Source organism: Paenibacillus eucommiae (assembly GCF_017874215.1).
Lineage (GTDB): Bacteria > Bacillota > Bacilli > Paenibacillales > NBRC-103111 > Paenibacillus_AI > Paenibacillus_AI eucommiae.
The window spans coordinates 12708-27744 of record NZ_JAGGLB010000001.1; the positions used below are offsets into that span (position 1 = coordinate 12708).

The window sequence follows — 15037 nt, forward strand, 5'->3', positions numbered from 1 at the left end:
TACATTTTATCCTTGATGTTATCAATCCATTTTTAGCTTCCATTCAGTGATTGGCGAGTCGGTGGTGGGTAAGTGGCGTAGGTGGGGTAGGTGGTCTTAATAATCTCACAAAAAAAAGGCTCTCCAATGATGAAAGCATCACTAACAGAGCCAGCTTTTATGAAATTTTTTCAGCTTAGATGCGCTGCCTGAGCCAGGCTCGCTCTATAAAGTCTTATTACACACTGTAATGCGCGGCTACTTTACGGATCCCCGCAATCACGTCTTCGATATCCTGATCGGTAAAAAACTCATTAATCGGCAGGCGGATCGATGTTAATAGAATCTGCTCAGCCACTGGGCTGGTTCCTTTACTGTATTCCGTATCGGATAGCTCAAACGGGAAGCTGCTGTTCGGGTAGGCCTGCTTCTTTTGGAACAAAGGCTGCATGTACACGACTTGTGGAATGTACCCCGCTGAGCAGGAAATGCCTTCTTCAGCCAAAGCTTGCGCGAACTCATCCCGCGAACAGCTCAGCTTCGACTCATCCACTCGCATGAGATAGAACCAATATGAGCTCCAGCCTCCCTCCGTGATCTGATGCGGCTGAATTGCAGCTAGATCCTTGATGCCCGCTGTCAGCTTATCCCCGAAGCGGTTCCGCTGCTCGCAGATCCAGTTCAGCTTCTTTAATTGGGCAATACCGACAGCCCCCTGCAGCTCAGTCATCCGATAGTTGGGCGCTAGATGTGTTAAATCGCGTACGACACTGCTGCCAAAGCGCTGATAGTTTTTATCGGCAAAAGCATGCGTAATGTAATAGTCTGCTTCTTCGCCGGAGTTCACCGTTACAATGCCTCCGTCGCCAGTTGACATATGCTTGAAATCATTCGTGCTGAAGCAGCCAAAATCACCAATTGTTCCAGCTAGGCGGCCCTTATATTTACAAAGGTAGCTTTGTGCGCAATCCTCTACAACCTTCAGCCCATGCCTGCGGGCAATGTCCATAATGGCGTCCATATCACACGGATTGCCTGCAAGATGCACAACAACAATCGCCTTCGTCCTTGGCGTGATAAGCGCTTCGATCGATTTCGGGTCCAGATTGTACGTATGCGGCTCCAGATCGGCAAATACCGGAATCGCATTCTGATACAAAATTCCAATGAGCGTGCCCTGGTCCGTAATCGGGCTGGTAATCACTTCATCTCCAACAGATATTCCGCATGCCCCCAGAGCCACATGGATCGCAGCCGTACCGGACGAAGTAGCCACACTATATTGGATTCCATACATCTCATTAAAATTGCTCAAAAACGTTTTAACCTTATTTCCAAAGTGATAAAACAACGTATTTTGCTCCAGCGCTTCCAGCAGCTCCTTGGCTTCCTCCAAACCGAACCGCTTTCCGCTGCCGTACGGAGTCGTCTTCACTTTATCGCCGCCGTGTATAGCCAACTTGCTTGTCATATAACCCGTCACTCTCCTTATTCAATCCCTCTGATCACTACCCCTTTATGTTAAAATGAAAACAGCTTAGGCAAAGGTCAAAATCAAAACGAAAGCAGTCATTTCTTTACAAGCATTTTATTTAAGAAAAGTACCTTGTCGCGTCCTTTGATGGGCGTGTTCGTGACGCCAGTGCTTGGGAGGGAATGGCTGTGGACTCCAGCCGCTGTTAAAGATTTGTTCCCTTGAATGGAATGGATGTGGAGGCAGGAACAAATCTTTAAAGGCGGACACTACCGCTCTTCCGCCCACAGCCATCCCCTCTTCTCAGCTACAATCGCACGAATCACACGAAAACCAAGATCAAACGGACAGCCAGCAAGGGTGTTTCACTTGGTTGGAGGAAATTCCCTGCGGCAAAGACGCTGGAGATGAAGAGCCCGCGCAGCTAAGAGGAGCTGATACTTTTACGATGTTTTTCATCGTTAAAAGCATCAACTCCTCTCCACAACCTTACTTTAACAATGAAAAACATCGTTAAAATCCCCTTTAACCACCCAGAGAGGCCATCTGACCTCTTTTAACGATGAAAATCATCATTAACGTGACTGCTCACCCGAAAATACTTACTTTAACGATGAAAAACATCGTTAAGTGAAGACACGCTCATTTCGGGAGAGCAAAGGCTGTTACTATCACTCTTCCCTTTATCACTGCAAAGTTGCACTGCGTTATTAAAGATTATCCACTCCAGACACCCCTCAAAAACTTCTACTTTCTAGCGAATAAAACCAAAAAAATCGTTGCTTTGTCCTGCATTCAGTCCCGCGACTGATTCCGGTATTTTCCTGGAGGCATACCTGTCACCTGCTTGAAAATACGCGAGAAGTTCTGCGAATTCGTATAGCGGAGGCGTTCCGATATTTCTTTTAGCGCCATATCCGTATGCGCCAGCCATTCCTTGGCCTTGGAAATACGCAGCTGAATCAAATATTCGACAAAAGAGTAGCCCGTCTCATTTTTAATCAGCCGGCTGATGTGTGAGGATGACACTGCAAAACGATCGGACAGCAGCTGCAAGGACAAATCCTGATCATAATGCAGCTCCATATATTCGATCAGCTCACGGGTAAGCCTCTTCTTTCCTTGCTGCTGGAACTGCTCCAAATGCCGTTCAAGAGCAGGAAAAAAAACCGTACAAAACCAGGACTTGGCATGCTCAATCGAAGGCAGCGATGATAACTGATCATAACGTTCGTCATCGATCAGCTCACTGAGATCATGTCCCATCTCCTGAAGCCGGGTGTCGATCTCACCCATCAAATAGTTGAGCGAGCCCAAGATGAGCTCCGGATTCGGAACATGGGCCGAAAGCTGGGCGATCATCATCTCGAAATGCTCAGCCGCCTGGCTCACCTCTCCTTCGATAATGCTGGTGACGATCATTTTATGCCACTTCACGAAAAACCGATTCGACTGCTTAACCGAGAAGCTTTCTGTCATTTGGGCTGTAATAACTTTTTCTGTACCAAGGATAAATTTATAGCCGATCAGATCCTCCGCTTCACGGAACTTTTCCCCAAGCTGCCGGTAATGCCTGAAGCCACGGCCGATTACAAGAGCCGCAGGGTCGCCGCTTTGCCGTTTGACTTCTTCCAGAAGCAGCGTACCCAGTGCGAACATGGCCTGATCGCCATCCTCATCCGGGTCTGCTATGCCAACGACGAACACAATTTTCCCGCTGCCCTCTATGGCAAACAGACATGGATGCCGTTTTTTCACCAGTACCTGCAGCAGAGCAGCTAATTCACGGTCGCTGAGCCCTTGATCCGGAACATCGGCTTCTACAGAAGCCTTGGGACTCTCCCGTTCGATCACAATAATATAGAACCAGAAACAGGTTTGCAGAAAATTGTTTTGCAGCACAAAGTCTTTATCCGCCGGTTCTCCACGCAGCATTTTGAGCAGTGTATTTTCCTGCAGCTCCGGTAATTTTTCATACATACGCTTGAAAGGAAAGGAAAATCTCTGTGTACCAATGATCGAAAAAATAAGCCAGACTCCCGTTAATATGCCAGTCATGGTCCAAGTAAATTGCTTAATATGATTGGCCCTCTGCCTCAGCTCTTTTGTCGGCGTTATCGTCATATAGGTCCAATCGTTGAAAGCGGACTTGATAGAATTCAATTTATACTCGATTTGATCGGAGTTATAGTGGCTGTAAGCCGCCTTTCGGGTCATCCAGAAATCATACAGCCCCATACCCGGTGTCAGCATAGTCCCGACCTCAGCATAATTGGAACTGACGATAATTCGTCCTAAATCATCAATGACAAGCACTTGACGGCCTTCATTTTCATTAGTACCAGTGCTTCTCAGCACATCAAACAAACTGTTTGTGTTCACTTCCAGCATGAGCGTGCCGATCTGTTCTGCAGGAGAAGATTGGACAGGGATGGAGCGAAGCAGAATCATATCTTTCTGATTGGCATAAGTCTTTGGCGGAACGATGACCGAGCCCGGATATATCGGAATGGACAAATCAAGCAGGTTAGCCAGCGGAAACCTCTTGGCCTGAATTTGCCCATATTCCTCGGAATAAACCATTTTGAAGCCGGTATACAGCAGTGACATTTTGAAACGGATATCGGAGACCGCCCGGTATTGTCTGGCACTCACATTTAAAGTGGTAATGGAGTCAAGCGGATCAAGAAGCGGACCTTGACGCAAATCTTCGAGAACATTAGGATCCGTAGCAATATGGACAGATATCATTTCCAGCCTTTTCATAAACCCGGTTAATTGCTGCTCGATTTGTCCCAAAATGATCTGCTGGCTTCTGTTCACTTCTTCTTCCACATTGGCCACTGCCGTGTAGTACGATAAAGTCCCCAGAATTGGCAGTGGAACAATACATAGAAATAATGAGTACAGCAGCAGCTTCTTTTTAAAAGATAATCTCCCCCATTTTCCAGTCACGAACGGTCACCCCCCTTCATTAACTGTAGGTAAATCTTATCATAACATTTCAAGGAATTGAATCCGCTTTCCTGCTCAGCCTTTGACGGCCCCAACCAGAATGCCGTGCATGAAATATTTTTGCAAGAAAGGGTAAATGACCAGAATAGGCAGGATGGACAAAATAAGCGCAGCCATCTTCATATTCTCCGGGTGGACCTTCATACGGGTGCTTACCGACTGCTGGGTGATCATGTCAATGGCAGCGGCATTAAACAAAATATCACGAAGCTTATACTGCAGTGTCCACAGGCTGTCATCGCGAATATACAGCAGGACATTAAACCATTCATTCCAGTAGCCTACCGCACTGAATATCGTAAAGGCCATCACCATAGGCAAAATTAAAGGAAAAATAATGCTTGCAAGCAGCCGTACCGCACCTGCACCATCCATTTCCGCAGACTCGATCAGCTCTTTGGGCAGCTGCATAATCGAGTTACGGAACACAATGATATAAAAAATGCTGACAAGGCTCGGTAAAATAAGCGCTCCATACGTGTTGTTCAGCCCGAGATTATTGACGAGCAAATACGTAGGGATCAGGCCGCCGCTGAAATACATCGGAATGAGAATATAAATGAAGATGATGTTCAATCCTATTATTTTTCTATTGGCTAGTGCGTATCCGGCTGCAAGTGAAATCAGAATGCACAGCACCGTATTGACGCCAGTCAGCATAATCGTATTTAAAGCCGCCCGAAGAAACGGCCAATTGTTAGCAAGGGTAGTGTAAGCATCCCAATTGAAGCCTACCGGCCAGAAGCCAACCTTGCCAGCCGCTACTGCACGATAATCACTAAAGGATACGGCCAGCACGTTGATAAAAGGTAAAATAATCGACAAACTGAACAAAGTGAATAAACAATAATTGATGACTTCAAAAACTTTGCGCGATGGCGACTTGTACAGCATGCCTGCTCCCCTCCCTTAATACAGACCGAGTCCAGCTAATTTTTTTGACAACTTGTTGGCCGTAAGCAGCATGATGAAGCCTAACAGGCTCTGCACAAAGCCGATCGCCGTCGTCAGACTGTATTGAAAATTCTGCAGCCCAATGCGGTACACATACGTGCTGATGACTTCGGAAACATCGAATACGAGTGGATTTTGCAGCAAAAAGATGCGATCGAACCCAATAGCAAAAATCGTCGATACCCTAAGCAGAAAGAGCAGCACAATCATCGGCAGCAGTGCCGGAAGCGTAACGTGGATCGTTTGCTGAAGCCGGTTCGCCCCATCAATCGTGGCCGCCTCATACAGACTGTCATCAATACTCGATATTACCGCAAAATAGAGAATCGCCGACCAGCCCACACCTTTCCAAATATCAGCAAAAACAACAATACTGCGAAAAAGATCCTGCTGTGTCATGAAAAACACCGGTTTCGTGCCAAATAAAGCATGCAGCAAATTGTTAACCGGACCCGCATCCGGAGACAGCATAATATAGAAAATACCGGAAACAACGACCCAGGATAAAAAATGCGGCAAATATGAGATCGTTTGTGTCACGCGCTTGAACAGCTTTATCTTGATCTCATTGGCTAACAGAGCAAACACAATCGGGGCCGTGAATCCAAATAAAAGATCGTAGAAATTAATAATTAAAGTATTGCGCATAACCCGCCAAAACGTCTCGTCATTCCAAAAATAAACAATATGCTTCAATCCGACCCACGGACTGCCTAGGACGCCTTTAAATGGCGTAAAATCTTGAAAAGCCATAACGATCCCGTATAGCGGAATATAGTTAAAAATAAAAAGCAGCACTAATGCAGGCGCCAGCAGCACATATAAAACACCTACCGTGGAGTTCAATTTTCTTCCCATGGATACCCTCCCGCAAGATGTAAGCGGACGCGAGCTGTCTGAGCTTCTTAAGCTCATAAGCTTTTCAAAGCGTCTTGAAACTTCGAGGCAGCTCATCGTCCGCTTGTTTGATGTAAATGATATTCTTAGTCCCCGCTTGCCAAATGGCTGTATATCACATTACCATCCCGCTTCGATCACACCATTTTCCAGCAGCATCTCCTTGTTATCCGTCAAAAACTTCGTGTAGTCGTCATAGATGAAATCGAATTTCTGATGAAATTCCTGTACACGCTGATCGAACTGCTCCATAGTAATGTTCCCCATGATCGCTTCTACCGTAGCTTTGGCGATGAAAGCTGTTTTTTCTCCTGTTTTCTTATTAATCTCATCAGATGGAGGGAAGAAATTCAACAAAGAAAGTGTGGCCGTTTTCATCAATTCTTGAGAAGCATCGAGACTGTCATACACGGCTTTGAAGTATTCCGGGTTATATTTCATTTTGGCCTGTGCCTTTTCGATTTCGCCCCCTGCAGAAAATCCCGGGATCAGCGCCAGCTGCAGCGCCCAATTCCTGTCTTCAGACTGTATTTTTTCCAGAACGGGTTCGCGTCCACCATCTTTGATCACATACTCTGAGCCTTCTTTGCCCCAATAAATCGCTTCAAACAAGTCTTTTGTGGCAAAACCTTCAATGACCTTCCAGGCTAAATCAGGATTTTTGGTTTTTGCGGAAATGTACAGACCGTGATCATTGATCGGCATATTCCGCGGCGAAAGCACATACTTGGGATCCTTCAGAACATCAGGAAATTGACTCAATGGCGGTGCAATAACAAACTCCTTATTCTCCAGCAATCCTCCCGCGGCCGCTGAGGTGAGACCCCGCCAAATAAGCTCTGCTGCTGAATTATTTTCGAGCAAAGCATTTCTATTGACCAGCTTCTGCCAGTATTGATCATTGTTGTTAGTGGCAAATTCTTTATCCAGAATGCCTTCCTCATACATCTGATGCATGAGCTCTGTCGCAGCCCGATATTCGGGCAGTACAAAGGTGCTAAGTACTTTCCCGTCCTGTACCCGATACGAATGCGGGAGAGCCCCATACCAGTAATACAGCACATTTCCGGCATAACCAAGGCCAGCTTCCCCAACGACACGATTCGTTAGCGGATAGGACTCCGGGTCAGCCTTCTTCATCCTCCGCAGCAAATCTACGTATTCATCTACCGATTGCGGAAATTTGCCATCATTGTACTTCTTGATAAATTCATACCTTACAAAATTAAACATGCCTTGGGGCGTCTTATCATTGGCCATCGGAATACGGAAGTAGCCCCCACCTTTTTTAGACTTGGCAAATTCCATCATTTCGGGCGTGATCCACTGCTGCACAACGGGCGAGTTATCATAATACTTTTTCAAATCCAGGAAGGCACCTTGTTCGGCAGCTGTTTCAGCCACGTCTCTGTAGTAGGTATGCACAATATCCGGCAGGTTTCCTGAAGACATAACCAAGTTGAACTTTGTTTGGAAATCCTGATACGGCGGCACCTCCACCTTCAAATTAACATTCGCGTAATCCTTGACAACATTAATGAATGGGTTATCGCTTAAATTCACACTATCCGGTGTTTCTACACCTGAATTACTCATAAACAGCGACAGCGTTTCCCGCTTGGACGGATCACTTGAAGGCTCGTTTGACGGATCACTTGATGGATCATTTGCTGCCGCATTCGAACTTGAAGACGCTTTCAAATCCGAACCTTCCTTTTTTGAACACGCTGACATCACCACACACATCGATAAAACTACCGCCAGCACAACAAACATCATTTTTCTCAACTATAAACCCTCCCCAACAATATTATTTTGTAAGCACTTACACGATAAATTATAATGGGAGGCCCTATCATGCAAAAGTATCCATTTCCGGTATGTCATTATGCCTAATTTGGACACATGAATGCAGGAAATGGATACAAAATTCTAGATGTATTTAAAGACTTTGATTCAATTTTGATTCAAAAATTAAAGATTAGGATTTAGGATTTAGGATTTAGGATTTAGGATTTAGGATTTAAGACCATCCAGTCCTAATATTTCCAAAACCTTCGCGGCAAGTACCTTGTTCCCGTATTTGGTCAAATGGACATTATCGAACCTCCACTGCACTATCGGTATTTCCGCAAACACTTTAGAAGTATCCAGATAACTGCAGCCAAGCTGCCCTGCAATTGTCTCCATCATGTCATTATACTTAATCGCCTTGGCATCAGGAATATAATTCCCATCATCAAGCAGTGGGTCCTGCTCGTTAACCGACGATGGCGGGGCAAGCAGCAGCACATGCGTCTGTGGATTGGAAGCGTATATTCCGCCAACTACTGCGCGCAGTTCTTGATCAAACTGCTCTAGGGTACGATACACCCGGTCATTGGCTCCGAGAATGAGAAGGACAAGATCGGGATTGTAGGCCGTAACTCTCGCTTCGAGGTTGCCCAGCAGCCATTCCGCCGTCTTGCCACCCTGTCCTGTTAGGTATACAGGAGAGAGTTTGGACCCAATTCCGAGCAGATGCAGGGTCCGTTCACCTGAAGCATGGGGGTGCGCCGCAGACTGCTCCCAATTCTTGAAGCAAATTTCATGCTGCTTCCCTGATGATGCCTGTATTTCAATATATAGAGGATTGTAACCCTGAAAAAGCTGTCCCTCCCCATTATTATCTACGGTCTGGCTGTACACCCCATCCACATAAATATCGAATTTGGCAGCTGTATCCCCAGGAACACTGCCCAAAAATAATACCGCACTATCCGTATCATTATGATGTAAATAAGAAAGCACCAGCTCTTCTTCCTTCTCGAACACGCGCGCCGTTAACGTGCGGTTATCGAACGGAAACGTAAACTCCGGCAAAGCAGAGATGGCAAACACAGTTTCAGCCTGCACATGCGTGTAAGGCACTTCGCCCCCATGACGGAACCATTCATCACTCCGGTGAATCTCATCACGAACCATAAACGACCACGAGCGAATGCCTGGCAAACAATCATAGGCATCTATGCGCGGTTCTTCTTCGAAATCATACCGATTATAGCTTAAGCTGTCGCCGGTAATAACAACTCTTGCCCCTCCGCGCTTCAGCAGCAGCGGGATATCCATGTTTGTTGGCAATGAAGTTCACCCCTTCTTTCATTCTTCTGTTTAATAGTGGAAATGCCGTGTAAAAAACCATATAATCTAAGGCTGATAACGTGGACTTCTCCGTAATGATGTTTTTCATCGTTAAAGATACCCTTTTCTGGAGACGATGCTCGTTAGTGATGTTTTATATCACTAAATACGCTCGGTGGTCCCCTTTGGGCTGGTTTTTGGACTTTTAATGATGATTTTCATCGTTAAGTGAGAGGTTTAGATGAATCTTGCTTCTTTAGCGATGTTTTTTATCGTTATTGAAGTGTCCATACCTTTTTGGAGCTGACTGATTCCTTCTTTCTACCTTCTACTTCTACTTCTACTTCTACTTCTACTTCTACTTCTACTTCTACTTCTACTTCTACTTCTACTTCTACTTCTACTTCTTCTACTTCTTCTCCTGCCTCTTCTCTTGCTTATTCTCCTGCCTATTCATCTTCTGCTCACTATGGGTGCTGCTACAAATAAGTTTGTTCCCTTAGACACAAAAGAAACCCTTGCGGGCTTCTGTTTGAGTTTGGAGTTGTTGGAGTTATTCCTAGACTTGGCAAAAATGAGAGAAGTCCAAACTTCATTGTCTTGATTATCCCTTTTATTCAGGAAACAGACGCCTGCCGGCTGTCCGTTTGAGCTTTTGGTGTTTTGCGCCAAGTAGCTGAGAGAGGGAAAGGGTGTGGGCGGAAGAGCGATAGCGTCCGCATTTAAAGATGTGTTTCAACCACCAGAGTCCAATTAAGGGAACACATCTTTAACAGCGGCTGGAGCCCACACCCTTTCCCTCCCCAAAAACTAGCGCCATGAACACCCACATCAAAGGACCTCGCGAGGCGTCCTCCTCGCTATCTTCTGTTAAACATGTTCCAGCCGCCCATTTTAACAGGATTGCCGGGATCAGTTTCCAGCAGCTGCTTGTAGTTTTCGGATACCTTCCGGAAGGCATTGGCATACTGCTTGATTTCCTCTGGTCTGTAATGTTTAAACCAAGGGATGCTATATAAGTTCGCTGTAATGCTCTCGCTCACAGGCAAACTCGTATCCCACAGCCGTACGTCCCGATTGGCGTTAGCGATACGTGTAGGTTGACCGGCTCCATATACGTCTGCCGTCTGAAATAACTGATGCTGATGCAGCGGCAGGTTGCAGCCTGGGGTACAAGGCGCGCCTTCAGCCTCAACAGCTTCGCAGAAGCGGGTTACGGATAATCCGCCCAGCTCCTCTGGTTTGTAATGCCCACGGGCTGCGTACCAGCCACCCATATAGCTCCCGGAGCCTTTTTCCGGACGGTGTGCGGCAACACCTGGAACACCCTCAAGCAAATCCCAGAACAAGTTCATTGCCCGGCCAATTTCCTCATTGCGCGCATCGTAATGCTTCAGCTGTACGCGTCCTACCGCGGAACTGATCTGATGCATGCGGAACTTGTAGCCTCCGAGAGGAAGCCCGATAAAAGGCTTAAGCGCCTCATTTTGAATATTGCTATCAAAACGCTCGTAATGTCCCAAGGCCAGCGAGCGCTCGTAAATGTCCCGATCATTTGTAACCAGCATCCCCGCTTCACCAATTGCCAGCGCCTTGCCTGCCATCAGCGACATCGCGCCAACGTCTCCGATTGTTCCCAGCTTGCGGCCCTTGTAAATGCCTCCGTGTGCATGGGATACATCCTCAATTACTTTCAGATTATGCTTGCGGGCAATCTCCAGAATCGGGTCCATGTCAGCAGGGTAACCGAAATAATGCACAACTACAATAGCCTTCGTGCGATCGCCGATTCTGTGCTCAATGTCCTTAGGGTCTATGCACAGTGTGACCGGATCGATATCTGCAAACGCTACAGTCGCACCCAACGCGTATGCTGAAGTACAGGATGCCCAATACGTAATGCTGGGACAAATGATTTCGTCGCCAATGCCGATCCCACAGCCGTACATGGCTGCTTGCAGTGATGCCGTCCCGTTGTTAAAACCTAGTGCATAGTCAACATCCAGCCATTTGCGGAAATCATCTTCAAATTGCATGGTTACATCACTACCGGACATGGCTCCCCTGCGAAGCACTTCAAGTGCCGCAGCCTCATCCTCTTCCGTAATAATCGGCCATGTGAACATATCTCCAGGTTCTGTTGTTACAGCTTTCGGTCCGCCTAATATAGCTAATACTTGTTGATCGCTCATTGTATAACATCCTCCTAATTATTTTTTATTATTTTTTATTTCTTTGAAAACAAATGTACCTCTAAGCTTGCAACGAATCCGTCCGAAACGGACTTGCTGGCAATCCGGCACTGTTCTGCAAATTAGCTTCCGTGTAGTTAGCCCACCCGTGTGAGAAACCTCTGTCTATGCCCCGCCTACTTCATCTCTGGCTATTTTATCCCTGCCAAGGGAACCAGCTTCAAAGCATTTTCAGCATAAATTTTGGCTAAGATGTGCTCCGGAAGGTTCAGTGAATTCAGCAGCACCTGATGGATATTATCGAAATAATCCCTCGCATATACAATACGATCCTGAAACTCCTCGATAAATTCACGTGTATAGTCGTGATCCCGGTTCAATGCGTTATGTCCGGAACCAGCCGAAATATCACAGTAAAGGTTCGGATACTGCCGGAGCATAGCCGCAACTTTACCACCTGGCTCCACTTTCCCTACGGGATAAGCCACCGTCTCATACTGGTCGTCGCCGGAAATATGTGCCCAGAAGCCAGGCGCGTGTCCCAGAAATTTCGTATCCGGGCATGCCTTGACCGCACGCTCGAACGCATCAATTCCCCCGCCATACCACCAGTTAGGACGTGGATACTGCTGTCCGCTGTCAAATTCATAATCAATGTGGACAACAACGGGCAGCCCTTGCTCCCCGCAGAAACGGAACAGCCGGATCGCATCCGGATTATCGTACATCATCCGCAGCTTGATTTCGCCATATATGCGCACGCCATATAAGTCGATAGCGGCCTTCAAGCGGTCGATTGCATCGGGGCGGCGCGGATCTGGTGCATATCCAAGTACGAATTTATCCGGATGCTGCTTCACGTATGCAACGCAGCGCTGGAAGGATATAGGCCCGTTGCCGTCATGGTCTGGTACGACGCGATTGTAGGAAGGATTATACTCATCTTTTGGCGATTCCCAGCTCAACAACCATGTTTTATCGATCTGATATTGCTCCATGTTTTGCAGAAATTTCTCGACATCATAGCCATACCAGTCCGGATGGTTGTGTGCATCGATAATCATAGTTCCACTCCTCATTTAAACTTCTCTTCACGATCTCTTATATGGTAGAATGAAAGCATCTAGAATGCACGTCAAAACCGAAACTGAAGTGGTCATTATTTTACTGGAGGGGCGATGGATGACGATCATTCCCACGTATGAGGATCTGTCTGCAAATCTGAACATGAAGAAGGGTCAGCTGCCCTTCTACATTGGAATTCACAAGCTCAGGTCAACCAAGCTGCATCATCACGATTTCGTGGAATTTGCGTTTGTTATCCAAGGAAGCGGCACCGAGACAGTCAACGGGAAAAAACATCAGCTCCGGCCAGGCGTCGCCTCCTTCCTGCTTCCGCACCATATGCATGAAATTCATAGCGATTCCGAACAACCCGTCAGCAAATATTGCTGCATGTTCGATGTCAACATCCTGTTCGGCTCATCTTACGATTCGGACTGGTGCGGCTTACTATATGAAATCGGCTCACAGTATCCTTCATTTAACGAATTTGCAGCAGACGACGCCAAATGGCTAAACGATATTCTCGGCAAGCTTCTGGCCGAAAGCACCAAGCCACCACTGCCCGGACGAAGCAGTATGATCCGCGCCATGCTAACAGAAGTACTGCTGCTCTTCGTCCGCGCTGTCAGTAATAACAAGCAAGCTGTGGCAGATTCCAGGGAACCGGAAATGAAGCAGCCCTTCTGGCCGATTTTGCAATATATGCATGTGCATTACACAGGCAAGCTTTCCCTGGAAAGCGTTGCGGAATATTTTAATGTAAGCGCACCTTATATTAGCCGGATATTCAAGCACTACACAGGAAAAAGCTTCCTTGGCTATCTTCATCAGCTGCGCATCGATTCCGCGGTCAATCTGCTGATCTCCACAAGCATGCCGATTATCGATGTTGCCGCGGAGACTGGCTTCGAATCCTTCCGCACCTTCTCGCGCGTATTTCAAAATCTGAAGGAGGTCACTCCCAGAGAATTTCGCAATATGCATGGGCGATCCGCTAAAAGGGAAGCGCAATCATAGCGGTATGCATTAGCAGAATGCATTAGCAATATGCATTAGCGCCATACAATGAAGCGTCCACTATTTTACTGGAGGGTCAATGGATGACAATCATTCCCGAGTACATGGATGTGTCTGCCAATCTGAATATGAAGAAAGGGCAGCTTCCTTTTTTCATTGGTATTAGCAAGATCCCATGGTCGACACATCTGCATCATCATGATTTCGTAGAATTCTCCTTAGTGACCAAGGGTAGTGGAACGGAAACCGTAAATGGGAAGACACATCACCTTCGCCCTGGTGTCGCTTCCTTTCTGCTTCCGCATCATATGCATGAAATTCACAGCGCCCCCGAACATGCGGTGCATAAATATTGCTGTATGTTCGATATCAATATTTTGTTCGGATCATCCTACGATTCCGATTGGTGCGGCTTACTGTATGAAATCGGCTCGCAGTTCCCTTCCTATGCCGAATTTACGGCAGATGACACGCTGTGGATCGAAGATATTTTTGCCAAGCTTATGACGGAAAGCACCAAGCCGCCCCAGCCTGGCCGCAGCAGCATGATACGAGCCATGCTCACGGAAGCGCTGCTCCTGTTCATCCGCACAGTAAGCCGCAATAGGCAAACAGGCGATTTTGCCAGAGAACCGGAAATGAAGCAGCCCTTCTGGCCGATTTTGCAATATCTACATGTGCATTACACGGATAAACTTTCCCTCGAAAGCGTTGCCGAGCATTTTAGCGTAAGCTCCCCCTATATCAGCCGGATATTCAAACATTACACAGGGAAAAGCTTTCTGAACTATCTTCATCAGCTGCGAATTGACTCCGCGGTCAACCTGCTGATTTCCACCAGCATGCCGATTATCGACATTGCCGTTGAGACTGGCTTTGAATCCTTCCGTACGTTCTCCCGTGTATTTCAAAACCTGAAGGAGGTTACCCCCAGGGAGTACCGCAACAGGCATGGAATTAGCGACCAGAAAGAGGCCCAATCGTAACACGCTTCGACTCCAAAAAGTATACTGTCAGCTGCCAAGCAGCAGGAACAGGCTTTCAGGCGCTGGGGATGAAGAGCTAGTTCTACAGCAGTTCAGCGGCTGGAGCAGAAAGTTTGAATGTTATAGCGATATTGAGCGTGTGCTTGACTTAACGATGTTTTTGATGATCGTTAAAGAAAGTGTTTCCAGTCAATCCGTCACGTTAATGATGTTTTTCATCGCTAAAAGAGGACGGTTGGCCTGACTGGGTGCTTTAAGGGGGTTTTAACGATGTTTTTCATTGTTAAAGTATGTATATGGCGAGGATCTCCTGCATTTAGCGATGAAAAACATCGCTA

11 protein-coding genes are annotated in these 15037 nt (G+C 46.7%); 3 read left to right on the forward strand and 8 right to left on the reverse strand.

The genetic code is table 11. The features are described from left to right. Positions 1-217: 217 nt before the first annotated feature. The 8 genes from J2Z66_RS00050 to J2Z66_RS00085 all read right to left on the reverse strand — a co-directional run bounded on the left by J2Z66_RS00050 (position 218) and on the right by J2Z66_RS00085 (position 12695). On the reverse strand, positions 218-1450 hold the full coding sequence (locus tag J2Z66_RS00050; protein WP_209968270.1) for a DegT/DnrJ/EryC1/StrS family aminotransferase: 1233 nt from the start codon (positions 1448-1450) through the stop codon (positions 218-220). Positions 1451-2248: 798 nt separating this feature from the next. Beyond that, entirely contained in the window at positions 2249-4408 is a 2160-nt protein-coding gene (locus J2Z66_RS43700; RefSeq protein WP_209968273.1) for a helix-turn-helix domain-containing protein, read from the reverse strand. A gap of 75 nt (positions 4409-4483) precedes the next feature. Beyond that, entirely contained in the window at positions 4484-5362 is an 879-nt protein-coding gene (locus J2Z66_RS00060; RefSeq protein ID WP_209968276.1) for a carbohydrate ABC transporter permease, read from the reverse strand. A 15-nt stretch (positions 5363-5377) separates the two neighbouring features. After that, complete coding sequence (locus J2Z66_RS00065) at positions 5378-6280, reverse strand: ABC transporter permease (protein WP_209968279.1); 903 nt, start codon at positions 6278-6280, stop codon at positions 5378-5380. Between the two features lie 159 nt (positions 6281-6439). Continuing rightward, complete coding sequence (locus J2Z66_RS00070; protein WP_245375200.1) at positions 6440-8098, reverse strand: extracellular solute-binding protein; 1659 nt, start codon at positions 8096-8098, stop codon at positions 6440-6442. 237 nt (positions 8099-8335) lie between these two features. After that, positions 8336-9439, reverse strand: a complete 1104-nt coding sequence (locus J2Z66_RS00075) for an SGNH/GDSL hydrolase family protein (protein WP_209968285.1) — start codon at positions 9437-9439, stop codon at positions 8336-8338. Between the two features lie 860 nt (positions 9440-10299). Then, positions 10300-11631, reverse strand: coding sequence for a DegT/DnrJ/EryC1/StrS family aminotransferase (locus J2Z66_RS00080; RefSeq protein ID WP_209968287.1), 1332 nt, complete (start codon positions 11629-11631; stop codon positions 10300-10302). A gap of 191 nt (positions 11632-11822) precedes the next feature. Beyond that, positions 11823-12695 carry an amidohydrolase family protein gene (locus J2Z66_RS00085; RefSeq protein WP_209968290.1) on the reverse strand — a complete coding sequence of 291 codons (873 nt, stop codon included), beginning with the start codon at positions 12693-12695 and terminating at the stop codon, positions 11823-11825. A gap of 118 nt (positions 12696-12813) precedes the next feature. Between J2Z66_RS00085 and J2Z66_RS00090 the strand changes: the two genes are divergently transcribed. The 3 genes from J2Z66_RS00090 to J2Z66_RS00100 all read left to right on the forward strand — a co-directional run bounded on the left by J2Z66_RS00090 (position 12814) and on the right by J2Z66_RS00100 (position 14943). Then, complete coding sequence (locus J2Z66_RS00090) at positions 12814-13713, forward strand: AraC family transcriptional regulator (protein ID WP_209968293.1); 900 nt, start codon at positions 12814-12816, stop codon at positions 13711-13713. A gap of 83 nt (positions 13714-13796) precedes the next feature. Continuing rightward, entirely contained in the window at positions 13797-14699 is a 903-nt protein-coding gene (locus tag J2Z66_RS00095; RefSeq protein ID WP_209968296.1) for an AraC family transcriptional regulator, read from the forward strand. Then, positions 14665-14943 carry a hypothetical protein gene (locus J2Z66_RS00100; protein WP_209968298.1) on the forward strand — a complete coding sequence of 93 codons (279 nt, stop codon included), beginning with the start codon at positions 14665-14667 and terminating at the stop codon, positions 14941-14943. The genes J2Z66_RS00095 and J2Z66_RS00100 overlap by 35 nt, the downstream gene beginning before the upstream one ends. Positions 14944-15037: the final 94 nt, after the last annotated feature.